The 26,315-nt window shown below is 67.9% G+C and carries 25 protein-coding genes; 9 read left to right on the top strand and 16 right to left on the bottom strand.

The features are described 5' to 3' along the window. Positions 1–15: 15 nt before the first annotated feature. From C0099_RS16300 to C0099_RS10835, 3 genes are all read right to left on the bottom strand, one after another. On the bottom strand, positions 16–3,477 hold the full coding sequence (locus tag C0099_RS16300) for a circularly permuted type 2 ATP-grasp protein (RefSeq protein WP_332870248.1): 3,462 nt from the start codon (positions 3,475–3,477) through the stop codon (positions 16–18). Positions 3,478–3,559: 82 nt separating this feature from the next. Next, positions 3,560–4,501, bottom strand: coding sequence for an alpha-E domain-containing protein (locus C0099_RS10845; RefSeq protein WP_102247428.1), 942 nt, complete (start codon positions 4,499–4,501; stop codon positions 3,560–3,562). Positions 4,502–4,770: 269 nt separating this feature from the next. After that, on the bottom strand, positions 4,771–6,219 hold the full coding sequence (locus C0099_RS10835) for a circularly permuted type 2 ATP-grasp protein (protein WP_102247426.1): 1,449 nt from the start codon (positions 6,217–6,219) through the stop codon (positions 4,771–4,773). 192 nt (positions 6,220–6,411) lie between these two features. On the opposite strand from C0099_RS10835, the gene C0099_RS10830 reads away from it, so the two are divergent. Beyond that, positions 6,412–6,657, top strand: a complete 246-nt coding sequence (locus C0099_RS10830; RefSeq protein WP_102248477.1) for a type II toxin-antitoxin system Phd/YefM family antitoxin — start codon at positions 6,412–6,414, stop codon at positions 6,655–6,657. Next, positions 6,657–6,839 (top strand): type II toxin-antitoxin system VapC family toxin, encoded by a 183-nt coding sequence (locus C0099_RS10825; protein ID WP_102247425.1) that lies wholly within the window; start codon positions 6,657–6,659, stop codon positions 6,837–6,839. Before C0099_RS10830 ends, C0099_RS10825 begins: the two co-directional genes overlap by 1 nt. A gap of 36 nt (positions 6,840–6,875) precedes the next feature. Here C0099_RS10825 and C0099_RS10820 read toward each other — a convergent pair whose 3' ends face one another. The 13 genes from C0099_RS10820 to dctP form a co-directional block, all read right to left on the bottom strand. Continuing rightward, positions 6,876–7,265, bottom strand: a complete 390-nt coding sequence (locus tag C0099_RS10820) for a hypothetical protein (RefSeq protein WP_102247424.1) — start codon at positions 7,263–7,265, stop codon at positions 6,876–6,878. Between the two features lie 69 nt (positions 7,266–7,334). Then, complete coding sequence (locus C0099_RS10815; RefSeq protein ID WP_102247423.1) at positions 7,335–8,906, bottom strand: methyl-accepting chemotaxis protein; 1,572 nt, start codon at positions 8,904–8,906, stop codon at positions 7,335–7,337. A gap of 139 nt (positions 8,907–9,045) precedes the next feature. After that, positions 9,046–10,026, bottom strand: coding sequence for a quinone oxidoreductase family protein (locus tag C0099_RS10810; RefSeq protein WP_102247422.1), 981 nt, complete (start codon positions 10,024–10,026; stop codon positions 9,046–9,048). Between the two features lie 40 nt (positions 10,027–10,066). Then, the gene (locus C0099_RS10805) at positions 10,067–10,984 is read right to left on the bottom strand and encodes an acyltransferase domain-containing protein (protein WP_102247421.1); all 918 of its coding nucleotides are present in this window, start codon (positions 10,982–10,984) and stop codon (positions 10,067–10,069) included. Beyond that, complete coding sequence (locus C0099_RS10800; protein ID WP_102247420.1) at positions 10,981–11,844, bottom strand: triphosphoribosyl-dephospho-CoA synthase; 864 nt, start codon at positions 11,842–11,844, stop codon at positions 10,981–10,983. Before C0099_RS10800 ends, C0099_RS10805 begins: the two co-directional genes overlap by 4 nt. Next, positions 11,841–12,527: a malonate decarboxylase holo-[acyl-carrier-protein] synthase gene (gene mdcG / locus C0099_RS10795; protein ID WP_102247419.1), complete on the bottom strand. Its 687-nt coding sequence runs from the start codon at positions 12,525–12,527 to the stop codon at positions 11,841–11,843. The genes C0099_RS10800 and mdcG overlap by 4 nt, the downstream gene beginning before the upstream one ends. Beyond that, on the bottom strand, positions 12,520–13,236 hold the full coding sequence (locus C0099_RS10790) for a biotin-independent malonate decarboxylase subunit gamma (RefSeq protein ID WP_102247418.1): 717 nt from the start codon (positions 13,234–13,236) through the stop codon (positions 12,520–12,522). The genes mdcG and C0099_RS10790 overlap by 8 nt, the downstream gene beginning before the upstream one ends. Next, on the bottom strand, positions 13,233–14,117 hold the full coding sequence (locus C0099_RS10785; protein WP_102247417.1) for a biotin-independent malonate decarboxylase subunit beta: 885 nt from the start codon (positions 14,115–14,117) through the stop codon (positions 13,233–13,235). Before C0099_RS10785 ends, C0099_RS10790 begins: the two co-directional genes overlap by 4 nt. Next, complete coding sequence (gene mdcC, locus C0099_RS10780) at positions 14,110–14,424, bottom strand: malonate decarboxylase acyl carrier protein (protein ID WP_102247416.1); 315 nt, start codon at positions 14,422–14,424, stop codon at positions 14,110–14,112. Before mdcC ends, C0099_RS10785 begins: the two co-directional genes overlap by 8 nt. A gap of 5 nt (positions 14,425–14,429) precedes the next feature. Beyond that, positions 14,430–16,079 carry a malonate decarboxylase subunit alpha gene (mdcA, locus tag C0099_RS10775; protein ID WP_102247415.1) on the bottom strand — a complete coding sequence of 550 codons (1,650 nt, stop codon included), beginning with the start codon at positions 16,077–16,079 and terminating at the stop codon, positions 14,430–14,432. A gap of 43 nt (positions 16,080–16,122) precedes the next feature. Beyond that, entirely contained in the window at positions 16,123–17,442 is a 1,320-nt protein-coding gene (locus tag C0099_RS10770; protein WP_102247414.1) for a TRAP transporter large permease, read from the bottom strand. A gap of 1 nt (position 17,443) precedes the next feature. Next, the gene (locus tag C0099_RS10765; RefSeq protein ID WP_102247413.1) at positions 17,444–17,980 is read right to left on the bottom strand and encodes a TRAP transporter small permease subunit; all 537 of its coding nucleotides are present in this window, start codon (positions 17,978–17,980) and stop codon (positions 17,444–17,446) included. 67 nt (positions 17,981–18,047) lie between these two features. Then, entirely contained in the window at positions 18,048–19,073 is a 1,026-nt protein-coding gene (gene dctP, locus C0099_RS10760; RefSeq protein ID WP_199797599.1) for a TRAP transporter substrate-binding protein DctP, read from the bottom strand. 219 nt (positions 19,074–19,292) lie between these two features. Here dctP and C0099_RS10755 point away from each other — a divergent pair, with 219 nt between their 5' ends. The 7 genes from C0099_RS10755 to ccoP all read left to right on the top strand — a co-directional run bounded on the left by C0099_RS10755 (position 19,293) and on the right by ccoP (position 26,292). Beyond that, on the top strand, positions 19,293–19,994 hold the full coding sequence (locus tag C0099_RS10755; RefSeq protein ID WP_102247411.1) for a GntR family transcriptional regulator: 702 nt from the start codon (positions 19,293–19,295) through the stop codon (positions 19,992–19,994). Positions 19,995–20,084: 90 nt separating this feature from the next. Continuing rightward, complete coding sequence (locus C0099_RS10750) at positions 20,085–22,550, top strand: heavy metal translocating P-type ATPase (RefSeq protein ID WP_102247410.1); 2,466 nt, start codon at positions 20,085–20,087, stop codon at positions 22,548–22,550. Between the two features lie 11 nt (positions 22,551–22,561). After that, a complete protein-coding gene (ccoS, locus tag C0099_RS10745) occupies positions 22,562–22,786 on the top strand; it encodes a cbb3-type cytochrome oxidase assembly protein CcoS (protein WP_102247409.1) in 225 nt (74 codons plus the stop codon). Positions 22,787–23,106: 320 nt separating this feature from the next. Continuing rightward, complete coding sequence (gene ccoN, locus C0099_RS10740) at positions 23,107–24,537, top strand: cytochrome-c oxidase, cbb3-type subunit I (RefSeq protein ID WP_102247408.1); 1,431 nt, start codon at positions 23,107–23,109, stop codon at positions 24,535–24,537. Positions 24,538–24,550: 13 nt separating this feature from the next. Then, positions 24,551–25,183, top strand: coding sequence for a cytochrome-c oxidase, cbb3-type subunit II (ccoO, locus tag C0099_RS10735; RefSeq protein WP_102247407.1), 633 nt, complete (start codon positions 24,551–24,553; stop codon positions 25,181–25,183). Positions 25,184–25,199: 16 nt separating this feature from the next. Continuing rightward, positions 25,200–25,394, top strand: a complete 195-nt coding sequence (locus C0099_RS10730) for a cbb3-type cytochrome oxidase subunit 3 (RefSeq protein WP_102247406.1) — start codon at positions 25,200–25,202, stop codon at positions 25,392–25,394. Next, positions 25,387–26,292, top strand: a complete 906-nt coding sequence (ccoP, locus tag C0099_RS10725) for a cytochrome-c oxidase, cbb3-type subunit III (protein ID WP_102247405.1) — start codon at positions 25,387–25,389, stop codon at positions 26,290–26,292. The genes C0099_RS10730 and ccoP overlap by 8 nt, the downstream gene beginning before the upstream one ends. Positions 26,293–26,315 lie beyond the last annotated feature (23 nt).

Here is a 26,315-nt window from a genome sequence, read left to right as displayed (position 1 = left end):
GCAAGTGTACCGGGCTCAGCCGCCGCGTGGCGCAAGCAGCTCCAGGCCGGGCAGGGCGGCGTCGGTGTACAGGCCTTCGAACTCGTTCTCCGGGACGACGGTTACCGAGATCTCCGGTGCGTGTCCGCCGCCGCCCAGCAGCACGCCGCGCATCGGCGAGATGTCGGCGAAGTCGCGCCCCCAGCCGATCGTCACGTGCTCCTGATCGGCCCACAGCGCATTCGTGGGGTCGAAGTCGAACCAGCCCGCACCGGGCACGAACAGCGACACCCAGGCATGCGTGGCGTCGGCACCGACCAGGCGCGGACGGCCCGGCGGCGGGCGGGTCAGCAGATAGCCGCTGACGTAGCGCGCGGCCAGCCCGATCGAGCGCAGGCAGGCGATCATGAAGTGCGCGAAGTCCTGGCACACGCCGCGCCGGTTGGCGAACACCTCGGTGACCGGCGTGGATACGTCGGTGGCCTCGGGGTCGAAGGTGAATTCTTCATGGATGCGCCGCATCAGCGCGTCGGTGGCCGAGAGCACCGGACGGCCGGGCGCGAAGCACTCGGCGGCATACTCGGCGAAGGCCCGTTTGATGCGCACCTCGGTCGATTCGAACAGGAAGGCGGCCGCTTCGAGCATGGCCGCGTCGAGCTGTCGGCCGGCGCGATAGCGCAGTGCGTCGCGCACCGTTTCCCATGCGGGGCTGTCGTCGAGCAGCGGCATGATGCGTGAATCGAGTTCGATCCAGCATTCGCTGCGCACTTCGAGACGGTCGTGGGATTGCTCGAAATGCAGGGCGCGCACGCCGTTGCCGAAGGCGTCGGTGAAGCTGCGCGTGCGCTCGGGCTCCGGGCTCACGCCCAGATGCTGAGCGACGCAGCGTTGCCAGGCCAGGGTGCGCGGGAACAGGCGCAACAACTGGTGCGATTCGCGCACCGGGTGCTCGTAGCGGTAGAGCGTCTCGTGGCGAACGTGATAGCGCACTGTCTGGCCGTTCACGCCACGCTCCTGAGTCGCGACTCGCGCACGGTGTGGATGAAGAAGCGCTGGTGCACCTCGTCGGACAGGCTCTGCGCGGTCAGTTGTGCGTCGGCCAGCAGCGAGGCCAGTCGCGCGCTCGCCGCGGCGCAGTCCTGAGCTTCGAACGCGGTCAGATCGAAGCGGTGCCAGACGTCGTTCCAGCACCGCCACCTGCGGCGGCATGGGGTGATTGAGCTCGCGCGCGGTGAGTTCGAACTCGCGCGCCAGTGCGCCCACCTGGAAGGCGACCGAGTGGGGGTTGGACGTGTCGAACACCAGCAGATGCACCACCGGCAACAGTTCCGGCGCGCGCCGGTAGCGCGCGCGATAGGTGACGATCGAGTTGGCCGCCTCGAGCAGCCATTCGAGCATGCGCTCGCCATCGTCGGCGGGCGCGTGCAACACCACCTGAATCAGCGCCGACATCGCCGCCAGTCGCTCGATGCGCCGGCCCAGGATGAGAAAGCGCCAGCCCTCGTCGCGCGTCATGTCGTCCATCGCGAAGCCCGCGAGCGAGATGCAGTCGAGCATCACGCGGTCGAGCGCGCCGAGCGCCTCGTCGAGCGCCTGCGGCGGAGGGGAGAGTGCGACCTCCAGGCGGTTGAGTACGTGCCAGTTGTCCGAGGACAGGCGTTCGCGCACATGATTGGCGTTGAGCGCGAGCGCGCGCAGGTTGGCGGCGATCGAGCCGGCGCGGCCGAAGTCCGACACCGCGGCGAGCAGGCGCCGTTCGAGCGCGGCCTGGCTGTCCTCGTCGCCGGTTTCGTCGGCGAGTACGCCGATGCGCGCGGCCGCCAGCAGCAGGCCGGCCAGTTCGTCGTCGATCTCGTCGCTGCCGTCGGCCGCCACACGACGCAGCGCCGCGCGCAGCACGCGTGCCGAGGCCTCGCAGCGCTCGGAGTGGCGTCCCATCCAGAACAGGTTCTCGCCCACGCGCGAAGGCACGTCGGTGGCCGAGACCATCAGATCCATGGTGCCCAGGCGCTTCTTGAGCAGGGTGGTGCGCGCCACCGGCCCGTCGGTGCGGATCCAGGTGTCCTTGGACAGCCCGCCGCGCTGCATCGAGACGACCTCGACGTCTCCGCCCGGCGCCACGCGCGTGAGCGCGCCGGGCATCACCACGTAGCCTTCCGGCGTGGCCGCGGCGAACATGCGCAGACCCACCGAGCGCGACTCGAGGTGGCCGCCGCCCTCGGTGCGCCATACCGGCGCCTGCGACATGCGCACCCATTCCTGGGCGACATAGGCATGCGGCTGGGCGCGGATGCTGTCGATCAGTTCCTCGCGCTCGCGGCCGACCACGGCGTGGCCGAAGACCGGCTCGCGCCGCATGCCGGCGAAGGCCGGCTTGATCACCAGGTCGTCCAGATGCGCGAGCGCGTGTTCGAGCGCCGGTGCCTCGCCGCACCACCAGCTTGCCACCGACGGGATGGCCAGCTTCTCGCCCAGAAGACGTTCCGATACGGCCGGCAGAAAGCCGAACAGCGCGGCACTCTCGAGTACGCCGCTGCCCAGCGCATTGGCCACCAGCACGCGCCCGGCGCGCACCGCCTCGAGCAGTCCGGGCACGCCCAGCGAGGAGTCGGCACGCAGTTCCAGCGGATCGCAGAAGTCGTCGTCGAGCCGGCGCAGGACCACGTGCACGCGACGCAGGCCGCGCAGCGTCTTCAGATACACGGTGTCGTCGCGCACCGTCAGGTCCTGACCCTCGACCAGCGGGAAGCCCAGGTAGCGCGCGAGAAAGGCGTGCTCGAAATAGGTTTCGTTGTACGGTCCCGGCGTGAGCAATACCGACAGCGGCGCCTCCTGCCCGGATGGCGCCATGCGGGCCAGCCCGTCCTGCAGCGTGCGGAAGAAGCCGGCAAGCTTCTGCACGTGCAACCGGCGGAAGGTGTCGGGGAAGGTCTGCGAGACCACGATGCGGTTCTGCAGTGCATAGCCCGCGCCGGACGGGCCCTGGGTGCGATCGGCGATCACCCACCAGCCGCCGTCGGGCGCGCGCGCCAGATCCACCGCGTACAGGTGCAGGAAGCGTCCGCCCGGTGGCGTGATGCCGTGGCACGGCCATTTGTAACCGCGCTGACCGAAGATCAGCGCCGGCGGCAGCAGGCCTTCGGCGATCAGGTTCTGCGGCCCGTAGAGATCGGCCAGCACGCGGTCGAGCAGGCGCGCGCGCTGGCCCACGGCCGCCGACAACGTGCGCCATTCGTCGGCGTCGATGATCAGCGGCAGCATGTCCAGCTCCCACGGGCGCAACATGCCCTTGGGGTCGGCATAGACGTTGTAGGTGACGCCGTCGGCGGCGATCGCGTCGGCCACCGAGCGCGCGCGCTTGTTCATCGCCGCCGGCGACAGCCCTTCCAGGCGGCGCGCCATCAGATCCCACTGCGCGCGCGGCGTACCCGGCGCGACGAGCATTTCGTCGTGGCGTGCGGCAGCGAACGGGTAGGCGTCGATCAGTCCGGGGGGCATGGGTGCGACCAGTGCGCATCGTGCGCGGAGGGCATGGATGCTATCCGATCCCGGCTGTGCGGGGAATGCGGGTTTGTGCGGTTCAGGCCGCTTCCGCGTGCGGGAACCAGTGGGTCGCGATGGCCTCGTGCAGCGTGCCGATCTCCTGTTGCAGACGGTCCATGAATTCGTGCAATCCGTCTTTTGCGATGAGTTTCGCGACGTCCGCGTCGAGCACGTGGCGACGCGCTTCCATGGCCAGGCGCAATGGCACCTCGTTGCGCGGCAGGCGTGCCAGCGCGGTGGCACTGCGCGAGAGCGCATAGGCGACCGAGCGCGGGAAGTCGCCGTCCTGCATCAGGTAACGCACCACATCCGGGCCGCCGACGCGGCGCTTTACGTGCTGTCGGTACATCTGGAAGGCGCTTTGCGAACGCAGGATGCTGGTCCACAGCAGCCCGTCATAGGGCTCGGGCGTTTCGTCGCGGCGCTCGAGCAGGCGTTCGGCGCCGATGTCGATCTGGCGCGTGGTCATGTCGGCGCGCTCGATGTTGTGGCCCAGGCGAATGAAGTCGTAGGCCGCGTCGTGGCTCATGCAGCCGGCCATCAGGCCGGTGAGCGTCTGGCAACGCTGCACGATCTCGGACAGGAACTCGTGACGTCCGCGCTTGGCGATGCCCTGGTCGATGTTGTCGCGGGCGAACAGGTAGAGCTCGTTGACCACCTCCCAGCCCTCGGTGGGAATGAGGTCGCGCGTGGTGCGCACGTTCTCGCGCGCGCTGCGCAACGAGGACAGGATGGACCCCGGATTCCACGCATCGGCGACGAGAAACTTTACGCAATTGCGGTCGTCCTCGCGCTGGTAGCGCTCTTCGAACAATTCCTCCATGCCCGACACGTCCACCAGTCCTTTCCACGACAGCTGCGTGTTGCGCGGCATGTCCAGCGAGAGCTGGTGGTAGGCGATGACCATGCGTGCGGAATTCTCGGCACGCTCGATGTAGCGCGCCATCCAGTACAGGCGTTCTGCGACTCGCGAAAGCATCAGGACATCTCCTCATATGCGATGACGGTCGCGCTTGGCCCAAATGGCCCGCAGATCAAGGCGCGACGATGAAGGAAGACTGGACGTCTTTCAAGGAGGAGTAACGCAGAGATGCGGGCCATTTGGACCAAGCCCTTCGGGTGGGTCTGTATGGCCGCGCCGGCGGCGTTGCGCTCATTGTTCCGGGGGCCACCCTGAACTGCTTCGCGCGTCTTGCCGGCACAGCCATACAGACCCACGCGATCCGCCAGCGCATATGAGGACATGTCCTAGCCCTCCTCGTCGACGATCCAGGTGTCCTTGCTGCCGCCACCCTGGGAGGAATTGACGACCAGCGAGCCGCGCTTCATCGCCACGCGCGTGAGACCGCCGGGCGTGACGTCGGTGCGCACGCCCTGCAGGATGAACGGGCGCAGGTCGATGTGGCGCGGCTCCAGCCCCTCGTCGCACAGCGCCGGCGCGACCGACAGCGCGAGCGTGGGCTGGGCGATGTAGTTGCGCGGATCCTTGCGGATCAGGCGGGCGAACTCGGTGCGCTGCTTCTTGGTCGAGTGCGGGCCGACGAGCATGCCGTAACCACCCGATTCGTTGGCCGGCTTGACCACCAGATGCTCGAGGTTGGCGAGGACGTGCTCGCGGGACTTCTTGTCCGCACACAGCCAGGTCGGCACGTTGGGGATGATCGGCTCCTCGTCCAGGTAATAGCGGATCATGTCCGGCACGAAGGCGTACACCACCTTGTCGTCGGCCACGCCCGCGCCGGGCGCGTTGGCGATCGCCACCTTGCCCGCGCGCCAGGCGCGCATCAGGCCCGGCACGCCCAGCATCGAATCCGGGCGGAAGGCCTCCGGGTCGATGAATTCGTCGTCGATGCGCCGATAGATCACGTCCACCTGCTCGAGACCGTCGATGGTGCGCATGTACACGCAGTCGTCCTCGCCCACCACCAGGTCCGCCCCTTCGACCAGTTGCGCGCCCATGCGCTGGGCCAGATACGAGTGTTCGAAATAGGCCGAGTTGAAGATGCCCGGCGTGAGTACGACCACGGTCGGATAGTCCTGCGGACGCGGCGAGAGCGCGGCGAGCATGTCGAACAGCTGAGCGGGGTACTCGTCCACCGGCAGAATCGAGGTGTTCTCGAACAGCTCCGGGAACACGCGCTTGGTCACGTGGCGGTTCTCGATCATGTAGGACACGCCCGAGGGCACGCGCAGGTTGTCTTCCAGCACGTAGATCGTGCCGTCGCCGTCGCGCACCAGGTCCGAGCCGCAGATGTGCGCCCACACGCCCAGCGGCGGGCTGAAGCCGCGGCACTGCTCGCGGAAGTTCTTGGACTGCGCCAGCACGTACTCGGGCAGTACCTTGTCGCGCACGATGCGCTGGGCGTTGTACAGATCCTCGATGAACAGGTTCAGCGCCTTGAGCCGCTGGGTGAGTCCGCGCTCGATACCGCGCCACTCCGACAGCGGGATGATGCGGGGCACGATGTCGAAGGGCCAGGCGCGGTCGATGTTCTCGCCCTCGCTGTATACCGTGAAGCTGATGCCCATCTCGATGATCGCCAGCTCCGCGGCCTTCTTGCGCGCACGAATCTCCTCGTCGTCGAGTCCGGCCAGGTAATCCGTGAGCACCTTCGCGGCCGGCCGCGGGCGTCCGCGCTGCGCGATCAGCTCGTCATGGAACGGCGTCGGGTCGTAGGTCTTCCAGTCGATCGACATCGGGTGCTTCCTCCCGGATTGCGCGCCAACGGCCGTTTACGGGCCGGCGCGGCGTCTGACGGGAAAGCATACGCTGTGCCGCCGGATTCTGGAATGCGCGCAGCCGTGCTTTGCACGTCGTGCCCAAGCGATTGTGCTCAGGTCATCGCCAGCCTAGACTTGACCAGTCTGATTGACCGGTTGGAGGCTGTCATGCGTGAAGTTCAGTCTTCCGATGCCAAGACGCATCTGACGCAATTGTTGAGCGAAGTGGAGCGTGGCGAGAGCTTCATCATCACGCGCCGTGGGCGTGCCGTCGCGCGGCTCGTCCCGGCCGGCGATCTGCGGCGCGGCGAAATCGAGAAGACGATGCAGCAGATCGTCACCCTGCGTGCCAGCCTACCCCGGATCCCCGTGGACGAAATCCGGCAGGCGCGGTACGAAGGGCACCGCTACTGATGGCTTTCGTCATCGACGCCTCGGTCGCCGCCGTCTGGCTGTTGCCGGACGACGAGGTGCTGGTGCCGGGCCTGTTCTGGCTGGAGATGCGCAACATTCTCCTGGTCTGCGAACGGCGTGGGCGCGTCGACTCCGCGAGCGCCGATCGTGCCTTGGGCCTTGTGCTGGTTGGGGCGTCCTGATGCGCTGGCCCGGAACTGGGCGCTGCTTGCCTTCGTTCAAGCCGGTGCGTTCGCCGTAGCGGGAGACGCGGGGGACTGCGGCTCGACGCAGACGCGGCGCACCCGCACGCGCAGCCGCTGGGAGCGGCATTCGGTGTTGCGCACGTCGTGAAGGCCGGTATAGCGCTGTTCCAGAGGGGCGCGGTGCGCGTCGACATCACCGGCAGGCAGTGTCAGCACAAGCCTGTCCACATTCGGGAAGTGGGTCATCGCAAACGTTTCCAGAATGAGCGCATGACCGTCTTCGGTCGCCCAGAACGGTGGCTCTCCCGGAGCTCGCACCGGCGCATCCCAGCGCAACTCACCTACGTGCTGCTCGCCAACAGCCCACCGCGCGGCGATGCATTCGCCGCCGAAGTCGATCGCGATCACGATTTCCCTGGACATGGGTCGGCAGCTTACGTTACGTGGATAGGGGCCTCAAGTGTCCTTGCCTCTGTGTGCCGGGGCAGTCCATCACTTGTACACTCCGCAACCCACGATGTAGTCGTCCACCCGGCGGATGAACGAGGTCTTGCCCTCGGTCTCGCCGGTTTCGGGGTTCTTGAACATGTAGTCCTGCCAGCCGCTGCCGGCTTCCTGGGCGATGCGGATGCGGTCCTGCACGAAGTAGGCGCCGTTGGCGTCCTTGGCGTCGCGCATGTTCTTGCCGATGAGTTGCGGGTTGCCGCCGTGGGCGCGCACGGTGCCGTCCATGTCGTAGACGAAGATGTAGAGGTCGCGCAGCACGAATTCGCCGTGCGGGTCGTTGAAGGCTTCGAAGGCGCGGTCGCGGCCCTGGCTCTGGTAGGTCGACACTGCCCGTTCGACCAGTTGCGCGGCCTCGTTGGCGGTGCCGCCGGAGAAGCGCGCGATGGCCTTCTTGAGACTGTCGGCGACTTCGTCGAGGTGACTGGCCTCGCCCGACATGTGATCCACCGCGACGCTGCCGCTCTGCACCATGCTGGAGATGCGCTCCACGCTCTCCGAGACCTCGTTGCTGACCGCGCTCTGTTCCTTCACCGCGTTGGCGATGTCGCGCACCATGGCCAGGGTCTCGTGCGCGCCGCGGTTGATCTCGGCCAGCGCGTCACCCGCGCGCGAGGCCAGTTCGACGCCGTGTGAAACCTGTCCGACGCCGGCTTCCATGCCCGAGACCACCGATTGCGTGCTGTCCTGGATCATCGTGATCATGTCGCTGATCTCGGCCGTGGCGTTGCCGGTGCGCTCGGCGAGCTTGCGTACCTCGTCGGCGACCACGGCGAAGCCGCGACCCTGCTCGCCGGCGCGTGCGGCCTCGATCGCCGCGTTGAGCGCAAGCAGGTTGGTCTGCTCGGCAATTTCGCGGATCACCTGGATGATCTTGCTGATCTCGTCGGTGCGCCCGCCCAGTTCGCCGATCTGGTTCGCCGATCGGCTGAAGGCCTCGGCGATGCGTTCCATCTCGCTGGAGGCCTCGCGCACCACGCGCTCGCCGTCTTCGGACAATCGGCAGGCGGTCTCGGAGGCCTGTTCGGTCTCGCCCGCGTGGTTGGCGACCTGGCCGATGCTCTGCGTCATCTGCTGCATCGCGGCGGCCACGCTGGTCGTCGCATCCCCGGTCTGATGGCTGGCCGTGCGCACCTCGCCGCTGCGGTGGGAGAGCTTGCCGGCGGCGCCGGCCACTTCCTCGGCGTGGCCGGAGACGCGCGCGATCATGCGCTTGATCTCCTTGCCCATGTCGTTGAACAAGCCCGCCACGCGCGCCATGTCATCCTTGCCGGTGAGCTTGACGCGGGCCGACAGGTCGCCCTTGGCGAAGCGTGCGATCGCGTCCGAGAAGGCCTGGGCGGTCTGCGACTGGGTGGAGGCGACCGAGGCCAGCAGATACAGCGCGGCGAGCGCGCCGATCAGCCCGGCGATGGACGTCCACGGCGCGCCGGAGCCGTTGATCAGGTCGTAGACGAAGGCTGCGATCGGTACCAGCAGCAACAGGGTGATCAGGCCGTACTTCTGGCTGTGGCCGAGGCGGCTGCACAGCGCGACGCCGGGGGCGAGCAGGATCTTCATCGCGGTTCTCCGAATGCATGTCGGTAGTGCGCCCGTGCGGTGCCCGACGGCGTCGGGCGCACTTCACGAACACTCTAACGGCCGTCTTTGGCGGAACTTCAGCCTCGCTTCGAAAAAGCGCGCGCCGCGCGGGCGTTTCTCACGGAATCAGCACGATTGCTCCGGTCGTCTTGCGCGCCTCGGCCGCGCGGTGGGCCTCCACCACCTCGTCGAGCGCGTAGCGCGCACCGATCGGCGCGGCGACGGTGCCGGCGACGATGGCGTCCATGAGTTCGGCGGCGTTCTCGCGGAAGATCGCGGGATTGGCGTTGTGCGGGAAGACCGACGGACGCGTCAGGAACAGGCAGCCTTTCTTGTTGAGAATGTCCGGCTCGATCGCCGGCGCCGGGCCCGAGGCCGCGCCGTAGAGCACCACCAGGCCGAACGGGGCGGCGCAGTCGAGCGAGCCGAGGAAGGTGCTCCTGCCCACCGAGTCGTAGACCACGCGTGCCTTCTTGCCGCCGGTGGCATCGACTACCTGCTGCACCCAGTCGTCCTGCGTGTAGTCGATCGCCGTGTCGCAGCCGGCCGCGCGCGCGGCCTCGCACTTGGCTGGCGAACCGGCCGTGCCGATCACGGTGGCGCCCAGCGCCTTGGCCCAGCGCGACAGGATCTGGCCCACGCCCCCGGCTGCGGCATGGACCAGCACGATGTCGCCGGGCTCGACACGGTGCGTGCGGCGCAGCAGGTACTGCGCGGTCATGCCCTTGAAGATCAGTGAGGCGGCCTGCTCGAAGCTCACCGCCTCGGGCAGCTTGACGAGCTTGTCGGCCGGCACGTTGCGATGGCTGGCGTAGGCGCCCACGCCGGCATTCATGTAGGCCACGCGATCACCCACGGCGATGTCGGCAACGCCGGCACCCACGGCCTCGACCGTGCCCGCGGCCTCGAAGCCCAGCCCGCCCGGGATCGGGATCGGGTAATAGCCGCTGCGCTGATAGGTGTCGATGTAGTTGAAGCCGATCGCCGCGTGCGCGACGCGCACCTCGCCGGCCTCGGGCGCGGGCAGGTCGACGCTGACGAGCTGCATCACTTCCGGTGCACCGGCCTGTTCGATGCGGACCACTCTGGCCTGGGTCATGGATGTCCTCCTGTGGTGTCGTTGCGACGCGCTGCGCGCGTCATCGGTTGCGTTCGCGCGCGAGCCACTTCGCCGCGCCTTCGAGGCTCGCGAAGTCGGCCAGCGCGCGCACGGCCAGATCCGGGAAGCGCTCGCGCGCCATGCGCGCAAGCCCGTCGCCCGGACCGAGTTCGAAGAAAATGGTCGCGCCCATCTCGCGCGCCACGTCCAGGGTACGCGCCCAGTCGAGCGGTTCGGCGAGCGCGCGCGACAAGGCTTCGACGGCGGCGGCGCGGCTGCGCACCAGGCGGCCGTCGAGTCCGCGTGGCACGGGCACGGCATGCGCCTGCCAGTCGGCCGCATCGAGCGCGCGTGCGAAGGGCGCAACGGCCGCAGCGAGCCAGTGCGCATGCGCCGGCACGCCAATGTCCAGCGGCACGACGTGCGCGCCGCCCGCGGTCAGTTGCGCGCCGAGCTGCTCGAGCGCGGCACGCGGGCCGGCGAGCACGGCGTGGTCGGCGGCGTTGACGATGGCCACGGCGCAGCCGGCTGCCTCGCACTGCTCGCGCAGGCGCGCCAGTGGCACGCCGCGTACCGCGCTCATGCCGGAATCCGGCGGGGCGGCGGCGTCCATCGCCGCGGCGCGCTCGACGGCCAGCGCGATGGCGGTTTCCGGGGCGAGGGCGCCGGCCACGGCGTGGGCGGAAAGCTCGCCGACGCTGTAGCCGGCGACCACTGCCGGGCGCACGCCGGCGTCGGCCAGCGCGGCGGCGACCGTGCATGCGTGCAGCACGATCAGCGGTTGGGCATGGCGGTTGTCGAAGCAGTGTTGCGGGTCGTCGGCCGCTTCCAGGGTTGCGGCCGGCAGCGTGTCACGCAAGGGGGCGAGTGCGCGCGCGAGCGACGTGTCGTCGGCCAGCCGCGCGAGCAATTCGGGCGTCTGGCTACCCTGACCCGGGCAAAGCCAGCAAAGACTCATGAGGCCAGCGCCTCGGTGCGCTGCGCGGGACGGACGCCGAGACCTTCGAGTCGCAGCAGCATCATCGCCGCCGCGAGCAGGTCGGCGCTGCCGCCGGGGCTGAGGCGATGGGAGACGAAGTCCGCGCCGATTTCCGCCAGGCGCTCGCGCCAGAGCGGCGCGAAGACACTGCCGTCGTTGAGGAAACGGTTGGCGGCCAGCCGCGCGCGCGCAAGGCCCGCGCGCCCGCCGCGATGGGCGAGCGTGGTGTCGGGCAGCACCGCGACGGTACTCATCAGCGCGTGCAGCGAGGCCGCGGGCGTGTCGCCGAGCGCAGCGCGCGCGTGACGCAGCGCCGGCAGCGCGGTGTCGAACAGCAACGGCAGACCGCCGGCGGCGTGTTCGCGCGCGCCGGGCAGGCCCAGCGCCGCGCGCACACGCGCGCCATTGCTGGGCGGGGCACTGCGGGATGCGGCGAGAATGGCCGTGCTCCACTCGCGTGCGATCAGCTCGCCCAGGCGATCGACCGCCAGCGGGCGGTTGCCGCGCGTCTGTGCACCGGCCGCCGCGGCGAGCAGGCCCAGCGTGAAGATCGCGCCGCGATGCGTGTTGATGCCGCCGGTGGCGGCCAGCATCGCAGCCTCGGCCTCGATGCCGCGCGCGCGCAGCGCCTCGAAGCCGGCACCGGCTGTGCCCAGACGCGCGCAGTCGCCGAAATAGCCGGCAAGCGCGGAGATGCTGGCGGCGAAGTGGCGGTGATCCATGTCGTCGTGGCTGCCGCGCGAGTCCGGCGTGACCAGCCCCGGCTTGGGGGACAGCGCAAGTTCGTCGGCCAGCGACGCGCGTGCGGCGGCATCGATGTGCGCGGCGAAGGTACTCATGCGGCCGCGCCCCCCAGCCCGTCGAGGAATTCGGCGTGACCGGTCATCGCGACCGAGTCGTGTCCCTTGACGAGTATGCTCGCCGCACCGGCGGCCAGCTCGCGCCAGCTCGTCGCGCGACCGTGCGGGTCGACGATCTCGCCGTCGATGCGCGGACCAACGCCGCTGGCGTCGATGTGCGCGAGCGCGGCCAGCGCGGCCAGCGCGGCCTCGCGGCTGGCGGGCGCGAGCAGCAGGTCGAGATCGGATTCCTCGCTCACGCATTCGATGCCGGTGACGGCCTGCATGGCGGCCGAGCCGAAGACGCGCGGGTTGGCGGCGAGAATCGCCGGACTGGCGAGCAGGGCGTCGAGCGATGCGTGCCAGCGGCGTGGCAGATGCTCGGGCACGGCGGCCAGCGGCGGCGGTGGGGCGCCGCGCAGCACGGCCGCGCGCGGCACGTCGAAGGCCAGACGCAGCTTGCCTTCGCTGGCGGGCAGCGGCAGGCCGAGGCGCAGCCGGCCGGGGGCAAGGTGTGCCGGTTGCCGCGCGACGACCAGCGGCCGGCCGGCGTCGATCCACTCAGCGAGTCGCGTGATCGCGTCGTCCGCCGAGAGCGGCGGCAGCGGCAGGGCGGTTGCGCGCGATGCGCTGCCCGGCTGCAGCCACACGAGGTCGTGGCGCGCGCTGCGGTGCTCAATCATGGCCGGCCACCTCTGCCGCGATGGGCGCGGCCATGCGGCGACCGCCGCGCGCCAGGCCGTCGTCCATGCGCGTGTCGTCTGCAGGGCGCCCGGTGCGCAGGTCGGCCAGCGCCGCGGCCAGGCGGGCGGTATAGTCGTCGCTCCAGATCGCGCGCAGATGGCCCATCGCCAGATAGTTGTCGGCGCCGGGCGAGAATACCGGCGAGCGACCGGCCAGTTCCTCCAGGCGCTCCAGCGGCACCTTGGTGATGCGCGCCATCGCCGGCAGGTTCATGACCTTGATTTCGGCATCACGAACGGCATAGCAGGCGTCGGCCATCATGCCGGTGGTGAGATAGCCGCCGGAGACGGCCTCGCCATAGACCACCGACAGCAACGGGTGGCCGCGCCGGCGCGCCACCTCGCAGCACTTGGCCAGATGTGCCATGTAACCGTTGAGCCCGAGCAACTCGTCGCGCCTGCGCAGGCGCTGACCCTGGGTGTCGAGGAAGAAAACGATGGCTTCACCCGGGCGCTCGCGCACGCACTCGAGCACGGCCGCGGCCATGCGCAGGCACAGGTCGACGCCGACCTCGGCGCGGCCGGCCGTGCCGATCACGGTGACGGTCTCGTCGCCGACGCGAGCCCGCCCGGTGAAGCAGTGATCGTCGGCGTGGTCGGCCTGGAAGCTGCCGCCGAAGAAGACATCGAGCAGTTCGTCGCGCGTCATGCCGGCCTCCGTGCCAGATCGGCCGTTGCGACGAACTCGGCGGCGTCCATCATGGCAATCTCGTCGGGCGTCTCGATGCCCAGCCGCCGCCAGATATCGGGCGCGTCCTCGCAGTCGGCGTAGGCCTGCCAGCGCGCGGCGAGCACTGCATGTTCGCGTTCGACATCGTCCAGATCCAGGCCGGAGGGGCCGTCGAGCAATTCGATGGCGGCCGCCCGGAAAGCGTCGATGTCGTCGTCGACGAGGCGGTCGGCCTCGCCCAGCAGGTAGCGGTGCTTGCCGCCGGTCACGCGCCACACCAGCGCGCGGTCGCGCGCGTCGAATTCCTCGACGCCGTGCACGGTCTCGATGACCTCGGGGCCGGACATCGCCAGCCGGCCTTCCTCGCTCATCACGATGGCGTCGCAGCAGCGTGCGATCAGCCCGGTGCCGCCAAAACAGCCGGCCGCACCGCCAATCAGGCCGACGACGCGCACGCCTTCGGCGCGCGCGCCGCAGATTGCGCGCAGGATCTCGGAGACCGCGACCAGGCCGGCGTTGGCCTCGTGCAGACGCACGCCGCCCGAATCGAACAGGATCAGCACCGCGGCCGGGCGCTCGGTGATGGCGCGGCGCAGCAGGCCGACCAGCTTGGCGCCGTGCACCTCGCCCACCGCGCCACCGAGGAAGGCGCCTTCCTGCGCGGCGACGAGCACCTTGCGGCCGTCGAGCGTGCCGGCGCCGGCGATCAGCCCGTCGTCGAAGGCCACCGGCTGGTCGAGTTCGCGCAGGTGCGGGCTGGTCGCGCGCGCGGAAGGCGGGACGAATTCATGGAAGCTGTCGGCATCGAGCAGGGCGAGCACGCGCTCGCGCGCCGAGGCCTCGTAGAGACTCTTAGGCATGGTCCTCCTCCCAGGCTTCGATCGCCTGGTCCAGACGCAGACTGACCACGGCCGGCGTGGCTCCGACGTCGTTGATCTCGATGGCCAGCCCCCCGGCCGCGTGACGGCGGCCGAAGTCACCCAGCACGGCCTGCCAGATCTCGCCAAAGCCGATTGCCGAGGTGTTGACCGACACGCGGCAGGTGTCGGGGGCGTCGGCCGGCTCGACGAGGATTTCGCAGTTGCCCGAGGCAGTCACGCCGACGAGCACCGGATCGCGCCGACGCGCCGGGCCGTGGCTGGGAATGTCGTAGTGCAGTCTTTCCATCGTGCTCACCAGTTGCGAAAGCGGCTGGGCGGCTCGTACAGACCGCCCGAGATGCGCACCAGATCCTTGACCGAGCGCGCCGCGAGCAGGTCGCGGCTGGCCTGACGGCGCGAGATGCCCAGCGCCGCGGGGCGCAGGATCACGCCGCGGGACTCCAGTTCGGCCACGCGGTCGCGGTCGCGTGCGAGCCCCACCGCGGTGTAGCCGGCGACGCCGCGGATGGCCTGCTCGCGCTCGCCCGCGTCGCGGCACAGCAGCAGGTTGGCGATGCCTTCCTCGGTGACGATGTGGGTGACGTCGTCGCCGAAGATCATCACCGGCGGGTTGGACAGCCCCATGTCGCGCGCCAGATCCCAGGCGTCGAGGCGTTCGACGAAGGCCGGCTCCATGTGTTCACGAAAGGTCTCGACCATCTGCACCACGAGCTTGCGTCCGCGCGGCATCTCGTCGCGGCCCTGGCGCGCTTCCTCGCCGGCCTTGATCCAGGCCGCGCTCTCGTGGCGGCGTCCGCGAGCGTCCGCCCCCATGTTGGGGGCGCCGCCGAAGCCGGCGATGCGTCCGCGCGTGGCCGTCGAGCTGTTGCCGGCCAGATCGATCTGCAGCGTAGAGCCAATGAACAGATCGCAGGCGTAGTGGCCGGCGGCCTGGCAGAAGGCGCGGTTGGAGCGCATCGAGCCGTCCGCACCGGTGAAGAACACGTCGGGTCGCGAGGCGATGTAGGCCTCCATGCCCAGTTCCGAGCCGAAGCTGTGTACCGAGTGCACGAAGCCGGCCTCGATGGCCGGGATCAGCGCCGGGTGCGGGTTGAGCGCCCAGTGCGTGCAGATCCTGCCCTTGAGGCCGAGTTGCGCGGCGTAGGTGGGCAGCAGCAGCTCGATGGCGGCGGTGTCGAAGCCGATGCCGTGATTGAGCGTGGTCACACCGTAGCGCGCGTAGATGCCACGGATGACCATCATCGCCATCAGCACCTGGATTTCGGAGATCAGTGCCGGGTCGCGCGTGAACAGCGGTTCGATGTAGTAGGGCGTGGGCGCCTCGACGACGTAATCGACCCAGTCGGCGGGGATGTCGACGCGCGGCAGGGTGTCGCGGATTTCATTGACCTGGGCGATGACGATGCCGCCGCGAAAGGCCGTTGCCTCGACGATGGCCGGCGTGTCCTCGGTGTTGGGGCCGGTGTACAGGTTGCCCTGCGCATCCGCCGCTTCGGCCGCGATCAGCGCGACATTGGGCGTGAGATCGACGAAGTAGCGCGCGAACAGCTCCAGATAGGTGTGGATGGCGTTGACGCGAATGCGCCCTTCCTCGACCAGTGATGCGAGCCGTGTGGCCTGCGGGCCGGAGAATGAGAAGTCGAGCTGACTGGCGATGCCGCGCTCGAACAGTGCGACGTGCTCGGGCAGGGCGACGACCGACTGCACCAGATGCAGGTCATGCACGCGTTGAGGGTCCACTCCTGCCAATGTGCGGGCGAGGAAGTCGGCCTGCTTCTGGTTGTTGCCCTCGACGCAGACGCGGTCGCCGCACTCGACGACGGCCTCGAGCAGCGCCGTGACGTTGTCTGCGGCCACGCGCCGTCCCTGCGCCAGCGCCGCCGCGCGGCCCTTGCGTTCGGCCCGCGGCGTGCCGGGAAAGCGGTGATCGTTGGCGTTCATGCGTGTTTCTCCACGACCCCGGCCGAGACCGGGGCCGGATGCGTCATACCGCCGGGCCCATCAGGAACTCGGGGAACCAGGTCGCGATGCCGGGGAAGATGCACAGCAGCACGATGGCCAGCACCATGCAGCCGACGTAGGGCAGCGAGCCCCACAGAATGGTCTGCAGGCGGATGTCCGGCGCGATGCCGTTGATGACGTACAGGTTGAGACCCACCGGCGGGGTGATCAGGCCGATCTCCATGTTGATGGTCAGCACCACGGCGAACCAGTAGGGGTCGAAGCCGGCTTCGGTGATGATGGGCAGCAGGATGGGCGCGGTCATCAGGATCACCGCCACCGGCGGCAGGAAGAAGCCCGCGCACAGCAAAAACAGGTTGATCATCGCCATCAGCGCCCAGGGATTGAGCTGCAGGTCGATGATCCACTCGGCGATCGACTGGGTGATGTACAGGCTCGAGAGCATGAAGCCGAACATGCCCGAGGCGCCGATGATGACCATGATCATCACCGATTCCTTGGTGCAGTCGCGGAACACGTGGAACAGCGCCTTGCCGCGCCACATGCCGTAGATCACCACTGCCAGCAGCACGCAGAAGGCCGCGCCCACGCCCGCCGCCTCGGAGGGCGTGGCCACGCCGCCGTACAGTGCATAGAGCACACCGACGATGATCAGCAGGAAAGGCACGATCTTGGGCGCGAGTTCCAGCTTCTCGGCGAGCGTGTACTTGATGTTGGAGACCACCACGTGGGCGCCGGCCTGACGCCAGGTCGACCAGATCGCCCAGGCCATGAACAGGGCCGTGAGCATCAGGCCGGGAAGAATGCCGGCGAGGAACAGTCGGCCGATGGAGGTCTCGGTGGCGATGCCGTAGACGATCATCGTGACGCTGGGCGGGATCAGGATGCCCAGCGTGCCGCCGGCCGCGATCGAGCCGGCCGCCACCCCTTTCGGGTAGCCGCGCTTGATCATCTCGGGAATGCCCATCTTGCCGATGGCCGCGCAGGTCGCCGGCGAGGAGCCGGACATCGCCGAGAACAGCGCGCAGGCGCCCAGGTTGGACACCACCAGACCGCCGGGCACGCGCGTGAGCCAGCGCTCGAGCATCGCGTACAGGTCGGCACCGGCACGCGACGAAGCGACGGCCGCGCCCATCAGGATGAACATCGGAATCGACAGCAGGGCGAAGCTGTCGAGCTTGCCGAACAGCACCTCGGGCAGGATCGCCAGGCCGTAGGTGCCGTCCTGCCAGACGATGAAGAAGATCGAGACGATGATCAGGCCGATGCTCACCGACACACCGGAGAAGAGCACGGCGACGGTGACGATCAGCACGAAGAGACTGAGCAGCAGGGGATCCATGTCAGTTCTCCCCCTGTGCGGCAGGTGTGCGCTTGTCCGGTGCGACGAAGGGGTCGTCGCAGCCGATGGCGGTGAGCAAGTCGGCGAAGTACTGCAGGACCAGCAGGCCGAAGCCCAACGGCATGGCCAGGTAGGGAATCCACAGCGGCGTGCCGAACACCGATTCGGAGCGCCAGCCGCCGGATACGGCCTCAAACCACAGGTGGCCGGCAAACCAGGCGATGAGGCCGCAGGCAGCCGCCTGCAGGACGACGCAGGCGACGAACAGGCGTCGGCGCGGTGCGCCGGTGCGCAGATACAGGGGCAGCAGGTCAACGTTGATGTGGCCGCGGATCAGCTGCACATAGGGCATGCCGACCAGGGTCGCGCCAATCATCAGGTAGACCACCACTTCGGTCTGCCACACGGTCGAGGCGTTGAGCACGTAGCGCATGAACACCAGCTGGCAGACGATGAGGACCGACGCGACGATCATCGTCGCGGCAGCCAGACCGCACAGGCGGGACAGCGCGTGCACGGTTCGGACGTAGAGAAGCATTGCGATGCTCCGGAAGTGCGGACGCGAAAAGGCCGGCACCCTTGCGGGGTGCCGGCCTCGGACGGGGTCAATCCACTGACAGGGCGAGGTCGAGCAGCTTCTGGCCGCCCTTCACTTCCTCGTTGAAGGCCTTGTAGGAGGTCTGCTCGGCCAGCTTGCGCCAGGCGTTGAAGTCAGCCTCGGTCATCAGCGCGATCTCGATGCCAGCCTTCTTGAACACGTCGATCGAGGTCGCGTCTTCCTTGGCGCCTTCCTCGGCGTAATAGGCCTCGGCCTTCTCGGAAGCGGCAGCCAGCGCGGCCTTCTGCGCGTCGTTGAGGTTGTCGTAGGCACGCTTGGACATCATCACCGGCTGGTACATGAACCACAGCGCGTAGTCGGCGGCCGGTGTGTAGCACTTGACCTGCTCGTAGATGCGATACGACACGAAGCTCGACGAACTGGTGTTGAGCGCGTCGATGACGCCGGTCTGCAGTGCGTTGTAGGCCTCGGAGCTGGGCATCGAGGCGATCGACGCGCCGGCGCCGGCGAGCATCTGCTCGAAGGCCTTGCCGGCCGCGCGCATCTGCATGCCCTGAACGTCATCGGGCTGGCGGATGCACTTGCCGGTGGACGCGAAGCCGCCGGCGAGCCAGCCCTTGGCCACGGTCACCACGCCGTTGGCGTTGGCGATTTTCTCGATCTCGTCCATGAAGGCCGATTCGTTGATGCGCTTGGCGTGTGCGTGGTTCTTCACCAGACCGGGCATCAGCGTGAGGTTGAACTCGGGGTGACGGCCGCCGGCGTAGGACAACGGCAGCACCATCATGTCCAGACGGCCGCTCGAGGCCGCGCCCCACTGGTCGCGCGCCTTGAACAGCGACTGGCTCGGGAAGATCTGGATCTTGAGACCGACGTCAGCCTTCTCGACCTCGTCGGCGATGATCTGGGCGACCTTGTGACGGATGTCGTTGGTCGACCACTGGTGCGACAGGCGCAGCGTCTCCTGGGCCGAGGCCTGACCGGCGAGGCCGGCACCGAAGGTGACGGCGGCGGCCACGGTCATCGCGGTGCGCAGAAAGCCCCTGCGGGCGGCGGGTAGGGTACGGGTCATGTCTTTGTCTCCAATCGAAATATTGTTGTCGTGCCGAAACCGCTTCGCCTATGCTTGGTGCATTTGCGTCGACCGCTTCGGCGGGCGGCCGATGCCCGTGGGCAAGCATGCAGGGCTAGTTTGTATTCCAAATAGCCTTTTTTGTATACGAGAATAGCCTAAGATGAAGACTCGTCAAACCGGTCCGGGCGCGCGCCCGCGACGCTGGACAGGAACCCGATGAACGGTCCCGAACCCCACCCCGCAGCGACTCGTCGCTCAGAAACCCTGCGCGAAACCATCGAAGAGCGCATCGCTACCGGCGAGTATCCGCCGGCCATGCGTCTGGACGAATCCGAGCTGGCCGAGGAGTTCGGCGTGTCGCGCACGCCCATCCGCGAGGCGCTGATCCAGCTCGATTCCGAAGGCCTGGTCGAGATGCGTCCGCGGCGCGGCGCCGTCGTGGTAGAGATTACACCTCAGCGCCTGTGCGAGATGTTCGAGGTGATGGCCGAGTTGGAGGCGATGTGCGCACGCGTGGCTGCGCGCCGCCTCACGCCGGCCGACCGCGAACAGCTCGTGGCCGTGCACGAGGAAAGTCAGCGCGTGCTCGACGGCGGTGATCCGAATGCCTACTTCTACGTCAACGAGCGCTTCCACCAGGCGATCTACGCAGCCAGCCACAATCAGTTCCTGATCGATCAGGCGCGCTCGCTGCAGCGTCGCCTGCGCCCGTATCGGCGCATGCAGCTGCATGTGCGCGACCGCGTGCGCGCGTCCTTCGATGAGCACAATGCGATCACCGAGGCCATCGTGGCGGGCGAGGGCGAGCGCGCCGCGCAACTGCTGCGCGACCACGTCACCGTGCAGGGTGAGCGTTTCAGCGACCTGTTGGTGTCGCTGAGCGCATTGCAGGACAGGCGCCCGAAGCCGCGGAGTTGACCGCGCGCAAGGCGCTCGCCGGGCGAATCGTGATACAACGCAGGCTTTCCCGAGCCGGGTTCGTCTGGCTTGCGCGTCACGCCCGCCCGCATGAGTTCCGTTCCTTCCCCTGTCGCCAACGAGTCTGACGAGGTGGCCGACTGCTATCACTGCGGCCTGCCCGTCCCGTCGGGCACCTCGCACTGGGTGCGCATCGACGATGTCGAGCGGCGCATGTGCTGTGCCGGCTGTGAGGCCGTCGCGAGTGCCATCGTCGACAACGGCCTGGCCGACTACTACCGTCACCGCGACGCCATGCCTGAGCCGGTGCGCGAGGCCATGCCGGCCGAACTGCAGGCTCTCGGCCTGTTCGACCATCCGGATTTCCAGCAGGGCTTCGTGCGACTCGTCGGCGAGCACGAACGCGAGGCGGCGCTGATCCTCGAAGGCATTACCTGCGCGGCCTGCGTATGGCTCAACGAACGCCATGTCACCGCCCAGCGCGGGGTGACGCTGATGGAGGTCAACTACGCGACGCGACGCGCGCGCGTGCGTTGGGACACGCGCGTGACGCAGTTGTCCAGCATCCTGGCGGCGATCGCCGCCATCGGCTATCGCGCCTATCCGTATGACGCCGAGCGGCTCGAACAGGTCGCGCATCGCGAGCGTCGCTCCATGCTGTGGCGCGTGTTCGTCGCCGGCTTCGGCATGATGCAGGTGATGATGTACGCCTATCCGGCCTACATCGCCGGCGAGGGCGACCTGTCGCGTGACGCCGAGTTGCTGATGCGCTGGGCGAGCCTGATTCTCACCGTGCCGGTGGTGTTCTATTCGGCCGCGCCGTTCTTCCGCCGTGCCTGGCGCGACCTCAAGCTGCGTGCGCTGGGCATGGACGTGCCGGTCGCGCTGGGCGTGGGCAGCGCCTTTGCGGCCAGCGTATGGGCGACGCTCATCGACGGGCCGGAGGTGTATTTCGATTCGGTCACGATGTTCGTCTTCCTGCTGCTGTGCGGGCGCTACCTGGAGATGCTTGCGCGCCAGAAGGCGGTGCGCGGCGTCGAGGAACTGGGCAAGGTGCTGCCGGCCTTTGCCGAACGACTCGATGCCGCCGGCGTCGGCGAGCGCGTGCCGGTCTCGCAACTCGCGCCGGGGGACCGCGTGCGCGTGCGCCCGGGCGAGGTCATCGCCGTCGATGGTGTCGTCGTCGACGGTACGAGTTCCGCCAACGAGGCCTTGCTCACCGGCGAGAGCCGGGCGGTGCCCAAGGCCGTCGGCGCGCAGGTGACCGGCGGCAGCATCAACGTTTCCAGTCCGATCGTGGTCGAAGTGCGCCAGGTGGGCGAGGCCACGCGGCTGGCGGCGATTCGCCGACTCATCGACCGCGCCGCCGAGGAGCGCCCGGCCATCGCCACCCAGGCCGACCGTGTCGCGCGCGTGTTCATCGTCGCCTTGCTCGCGCTCTCGACCGCGACCCTGATCGTCTGGCAGTTCATCGACCCCGATCGCGCGCTGTGGGTGTTCGTCTCGGTGTTGGTCGTGGCCTGCCCGTGCGCGCTGTCGCTGGCCACGCCGACCGCGCTGACGGTGGCCACCGACGCGCTCGCGCGCATGGGCATTCTGGTCACGCGCGGCCACGCCATCGAGGCGCTGGCCACGGCCAACCGCTTCGTCTTCGACAAGACCGGCACGCTGACTCACGGCGAGATGCGCGTCGAGTGCGTGGAGGCGCTCGACGGCGACGAGGCCGGTGCGCGCGCACTGGGCGCGGCGCTGGAGCAGGGCTCGGAACACGCCATCGCCGCGGCGTTGCGCCGCTCCGGCGCAGGGCTTGTGTTGCCGACGCTGGTCGATGTTCAGGCGGTGACCGGACAGGGCGTGGAGGCGATGCTGCAGGGCGAACGCGTGCGCATCGGCCGGCCGGACTTCGTGGCCCAACTGGCTGGCGTCGAGCCCGCGTTCGACGCAACGGAGGCGGGCGACGGTTCGGTGGTCGCCCTGGGCGGCGAGCGCGGCTGGCGGGCGCGTTTCGTGCTGGCTGATACGCCGCGCGAGGATGCGCCGGTGCTGATCTCGCGCCTGGCGCGCGAGGGCGTGCCGATGGCCATCGTGTCCGGCGACGGCGAGGCCGCCGTGCGCGCGGTGGCGCAACGCCTCGGGATCTCCGAGGCCCATGCCGGCATGACGCCGGAGGACAAGCAGGCGCGGGTGGCGGCCTGGCAGGGCGAGCCCGGCGCGGTGGTGGCGATGCTGGGCGATGGCGTCAACGACGCGCCGGTGCTGGCGCAGGCGCAGTTGTCGATCGCGATGGGTAGTGGCACCGAACTGGCACGAAACCAGGGCGATATCGTGCTGCTCTCCGAGCGGCTCGACGGGCTGTCCGACGGAATTTCCCATGCGCGCAAGACCTTGCGTGTGGTACGCGAGAACCTGTGGTGGTCCTTCGCGTACAATTTCACCTCGGTGCCGCTGGCGATGGCCGGCCTGATCACGCCGTGGATGGCAGGTCTGGGCATGGCGGCCAGTTCGCTGCTGGTGGTGCTCAACGCGCTGCGCCTGCAGCGCCGCGCGGGGAGTTGAGGAGTGCACGCATGGAATACGGGCTCTACATCCTGATCCCGCTGTCGGTGGTCCTGGTCTTCGTGATCGGCGTGATATTCTTCCGCACTTTACGGGGCGGCCAGTTCGACGACCTGGAAGGGCCCGCCTTCCGCATCATCGCCGACGACCCCGATCCGCCCCGCGAGCGCGAAGAGCTCGAGGCCCGCGCCCGACGCGAACAGGCCCGGCGCGACGAGGACGATTCATCGACTTGATCCAGATCAAAACAGCCCCCCTGGCTCAGTGACATACTTGCTCCGTGGCCCCTGCGCGGCTCTGTCCGCCACCGGGTCATTGATTGCAAGTCTCTCTGTTGGGGTTGGGGGTGCGGCATCCGCACCCCGTTTTTTTGTTCGTGCAAATGCTTTTCAGTGCATTTCGGCAAGACTTCTGCCTACGAAAAAAGTAATATTGCGTCCGTTTGACCGGGGTCAGTGCGACGGGGCGCTTGCGGGACTATTCTCGCGCCCGGCCGTCGGGAGCTGGCAGCCGCGGTCGCCGGATACCGTTTCGAAAACCTAGAGGAGTAACCCAAGTGCAATCGCAGGCGACTTATCACTACAAAGTCGTTCGCCAGTTCGCCCTGATGACCGTGGTCTGGGGCATCGTCGGCATGCTGGTCGGCGTCATCATCGCCGCCCAGCTCGCATGGCCGGCGTTGAACCTGAGCGAACTGGGTGAATGGTTCCACTTCGGACGGCTGCGCCCGCTGCACACCAATGCGGTGATCTTCGCATTCGGCGGCTGTGCGCTGTTCGCGACCTCCTACTACGTCGTGCAGCGCACTTGTCACGCGCCGCTGTTTATGCCGCGGTTGGCGGCCTTTACTTTCTGGGGCTGGCAGGCGGTCATCGTCGCGGCGATCATCACGCTGCCGATGGGCCTGACCACCAGCAAGGAATACGCCGAACTCGAGTGGCCCCTCGACATCCTGATCGCCCTGGTCTGGGTGTCCTACGCGACCGTGTTCTTCGGCACCATCGCCAAGCGAAAGGTCTCCCACATCTACGTCGCGAACTGGTTCTTCGGCGCCTTCATCCTGACCGTGGCGCTGCTGCACATCGTCAACAGCGCGGCGATTCCGGTCACCTTCTGGAAGTCGTACTCGGCCTACGCCGGTGCGCAGGACGCGATGATCCAGTGGTGGTATGGCCACAACGCGGTGGGCTTCTTTCTGACCGCGGGCTTCCTCGGCATGATGTACTACTTCGTGCCCAAGCAGGCCGGCCGTCCGGTGTATTCCTACCGTCTGTCGGTGGTGCACTTCTGGGCGCTGATCTTCACCTACATGTGGGCCGGCCCGCACCACCTGCACTACACCGCGCTGCCTGACTGGACCCAGTCGGTGGGCATGGTGTTCTCGCTGATCCTGCTGGCGCCTTCGTGGGGCGGCATGATCAACGGTGTCATGACCCTGTCGGGTGCCTGGCACAAGCTGCGTACCGACCCGATCCTGAAGTTCCTGATCGTGTCGCTGTCCTTCTACGGCATGTCGACCTTCGAAGGTCCGATGATGTCGATCAAGACCGTCAACGCGCTGTCGCACTACACGGACTGGACCATCGGCCACGTGCACTCGGGGGCGCTGGGCTGGGTGGCAATGATCTCCATCGGCTCGGTGTATTACCTGATCCCGCGCATGTACGGCAAGACCGAGATGTACTCGGTGCCGCTGATCACCGCGCACTTCTGGATCGCCACCATCGGCATCGTGCTGTACATCGCCTCGATGTGGATCGCCGGCGTGATGCAGGGCCTGATGTGGCGCGCGGTCAACGCCGACGGCACGCTGACCTACTCGTTCATCGAGAGCGTCAAGGCCAGCTATCCGTTCTGGAACATCCGCCTGATCGGCGGGATCCTGTTCCTCACCGGCATGTTCCTGATGCTGTACAACACCATCAAGACCATCTCCGGCGAGAAGACCTACAACGCACCGGTGCTCGAACCGGCTGCTGCGCACTGAGGAGTCATCGTCAATGAGCAAGTTGAAACATGACCTGATCGAGCGCAGCGTCGGCCTGATGATCGTGCTGACGCTCGCCACGGTGAGCGTCGCCGGCCTGGTCGAAATCGTGCCGCTGTTCTTCCAGCACTCGACCACCAAGCCCATCGACCGTGCCGGCAATCCGCTCGATATCAAGCCCTACGACGCCGTGCGTCTGGCCGGACGCGACATCTACATCCGTGAAGGCTGTTCCAACTGCCACTCGCAGATGATCCGTCCGTTCCGCGCCGAGACCGAGCGTTACGGCCATTACTCGGTGGCGGGTGAGTACATCTACGATCGTCCGTTCCTGTGGGGCTCCAAGCGTACCGGTCCGGATCTGGCGCGCGTCGGCGGCCGTTACTCGGACGAGTGGCATCGCGTGCACCTGATCAATCCGCGCGCGGTGGTGCCGGAGTCCAACATGCCGGCCTTCCCGTGGCTGCAGCGTCCGGTCGACGCCAGTTCCATCGACAAGAAGATGGAAGCGCTGCGCGCACTCGGCCACCCCTACAGCGACGCCGAGATCGCCAACGCCAAGCAGGCGCTGGAAGGCAAGACCGAGATGGATGCGGTCATCGCCTACCTGCAGGGTCTGGGCACCGCGCTGTCGAACTTCAAGTGATTAAGGGAGGGGCGTCGTGGATATCAACGACCTGAGGATCATCGTCACCGTTGTGGGTTTCCTGTGCTTCGTGGGCATCTGCGTGTGGGCCTACAGCCGGCATGCCCGCAAGCGTTTCGACGAAGCCGCGATGCTGCCCTTCACCGAAGATGATGAGGACGTGTCCGCCCGCCGTGACGGACACACCAAGCAAGGAAATCAAAATGGCTGACTTCGTGAGCGGCTTCTGGAATGGCTGGGTCATGGTGATCGTGGCCCTGAGCCTGGTGTTCCTGTTGTTCGTGCTGATGTCGAACAACAAGAAGCCCGAACCCGGTCCGGTCGACCTGCACGGTCACGTGTGGGACGAGGACATCGCCGAGTACAACAACCCGCTGCCGCGCTGGTGGCTGTACCTGTTCTGGGCGACGCTGATCTTCGCCGTCGTGTATCTGGCGCTGTATCCGGGCTTCGGCAATTTCCGCGGTGTGCTCGGCTGGACTTCGGTGGGGCAATACCAGACCGAGGTTTCCGATGCGGATGATCGCTTCGGGCCGATCTTCGCCAAGTATCGCGAGCAGGACGTGCCGGCCGTGGCCGCCGATCCGGATGCGATCGCGATGGGTTCGCGACTGTTCCAGACATACTGTGTGCAGTGCCACGGTTCGGACGCTGGCGGCTCGCGCGGCTTCCCGCGCCTGAGCGACGACGTGTGGCTGTACGGCGGATCGCCTGAAGCGATCGAAACCACCGTCACCAACGGCCGCGTCGGCGTAATGCCGCCGCTGGGCGCCGCACTCGGCCCCGAGGGCGTGCGCAACGTCGCGCACTATGTGCGCTCGCTCAATGGGCTGGCCCATGATTCGTTGCGCGCGCAGCGCGGCGTCGACCTGTTCCAGGCCAACTGCGCGGTCTGTCACGGAGCCGAGGCGCAGGGCAATCCCGCGATGGGCGCGCCCAACCTGACTGACAACACCTGGCTGTGGGGTTCGAGTGAGGCGACGATCGTCGAGACCATCACGCAGGGGCGTCAGAACCGCATGCCGGCCTTTGGCGAGTTCCTCGGCGAGGACAAGGTGCATGTGCTCACCGCCTACGTGTGGAGCCTGTCGAACAAGCCCGCGCAGTAAGGTGACCTGACACTTCATCGACC

Source organism: Pseudazoarcus pumilus (assembly GCF_002872475.1).
Taxonomy (GTDB): domain Bacteria; phylum Pseudomonadota; class Gammaproteobacteria; order Burkholderiales; family Rhodocyclaceae; genus Pseudazoarcus; species Pseudazoarcus pumilus.
The sequence above is the reverse complement of the archived record's forward strand: the minus strand, read 5'-3'. Positions and strand labels throughout refer to the sequence as shown.

Excerpts from the sequence above, each read along its gene's own strand:
- C0099_RS10825 (WP_102247425.1), top strand. The coding sequence starts at position 6,657 with ATGGCTTTCGTCATCGACGCCTCGGTCGCCGCCGTCTGGCTGTTGCCG.
- ccoS (WP_102247409.1), top strand. The coding sequence starts at position 22,562 with ATGGAATACGGGCTCTACATCCTGATCCCGCTGTCGGTGGTCCTGGTC.
- dctP (WP_199797599.1), bottom strand. The coding sequence starts at position 19,073 with ATGACCCGTACCCTACCCGCCGCCCGCAGGGGCTTTCTGCGCACCGCG.
- ccoP (WP_102247405.1), top strand. The coding sequence starts at position 25,387 with ATGGCTGACTTCGTGAGCGGCTTCTGGAATGGCTGGGTCATGGTGATC.
- C0099_RS10845 (WP_102247428.1), bottom strand. The coding sequence starts at position 4,501 with ATGCTTTCGCGAGTCGCAGAACGCCTGTACTGGATGGCGCGCTACATC.
- C0099_RS10815 (WP_102247423.1), bottom strand. The coding sequence starts at position 8,906 with ATGAAGATCCTGCTCGCCCCCGGCGTCGCGCTGTGCAGCCGCCTCGGC.
- C0099_RS10810 (WP_102247422.1), bottom strand. The coding sequence starts at position 10,026 with ATGACCCAGGCCAGAGTGGTCCGCATCGAACAGGCCGGTGCACCGGAA.
- C0099_RS10755 (WP_102247411.1), top strand. The coding sequence starts at position 19,293 with ATGAACGGTCCCGAACCCCACCCCGCAGCGACTCGTCGCTCAGAAACC.
- C0099_RS10830 (WP_102248477.1), top strand. The coding sequence starts at position 6,412 with ATGCGTGAAGTTCAGTCTTCCGATGCCAAGACGCATCTGACGCAATTG.
- C0099_RS16300 (WP_332870248.1), bottom strand. The coding sequence starts at position 3,477 with ATGCCCCCCGGACTGATCGACGCCTACCCGTTCGCTGCCGCACGCCAC.
- C0099_RS10800 (WP_102247420.1), bottom strand. The coding sequence starts at position 11,844 with ATGAGTACCTTCGCCGCGCACATCGATGCCGCCGCACGCGCGTCGCTG.
- ccoO (WP_102247407.1), top strand. The coding sequence starts at position 24,551 with ATGAGCAAGTTGAAACATGACCTGATCGAGCGCAGCGTCGGCCTGATG.
- C0099_RS10785 (WP_102247417.1), bottom strand. The coding sequence starts at position 14,117 with ATGCCTAAGAGTCTCTACGAGGCCTCGGCGCGCGAGCGCGTGCTCGCC.
- C0099_RS10750 (WP_102247410.1), top strand. The coding sequence starts at position 20,085 with ATGAGTTCCGTTCCTTCCCCTGTCGCCAACGAGTCTGACGAGGTGGCC.
- mdcC (WP_102247416.1), bottom strand. The coding sequence starts at position 14,424 with ATGGAAAGACTGCACTACGACATTCCCAGCCACGGCCCGGCGCGTCGG.
- C0099_RS10805 (WP_102247421.1), bottom strand. The coding sequence starts at position 10,984 with ATGAGTCTTTGCTGGCTTTGCCCGGGTCAGGGTAGCCAGACGCCCGAA.
- C0099_RS10765 (WP_102247413.1), bottom strand. The coding sequence starts at position 17,980 with ATGCTTCTCTACGTCCGAACCGTGCACGCGCTGTCCCGCCTGTGCGGT.
- C0099_RS10820 (WP_102247424.1), bottom strand. The coding sequence starts at position 7,265 with ATGTCCAGGGAAATCGTGATCGCGATCGACTTCGGCGGCGAATGCATC.
- C0099_RS10790 (WP_102247418.1), bottom strand. The coding sequence starts at position 13,236 with ATGACGCGCGACGAACTGCTCGATGTCTTCTTCGGCGGCAGCTTCCAG.
- C0099_RS10835 (WP_102247426.1), bottom strand. The coding sequence starts at position 6,219 with ATGTCGATCGACTGGAAGACCTACGACCCGACGCCGTTCCATGACGAG.
- mdcA (WP_102247415.1), bottom strand. The coding sequence starts at position 16,079 with ATGAACGCCAACGATCACCGCTTTCCCGGCACGCCGCGGGCCGAACGC.
- mdcG (WP_102247419.1), bottom strand. The coding sequence starts at position 12,527 with ATGATTGAGCACCGCAGCGCGCGCCACGACCTCGTGTGGCTGCAGCCG.
- C0099_RS10770 (WP_102247414.1), bottom strand. The coding sequence starts at position 17,442 with ATGGATCCCCTGCTGCTCAGTCTCTTCGTGCTGATCGTCACCGTCGCC.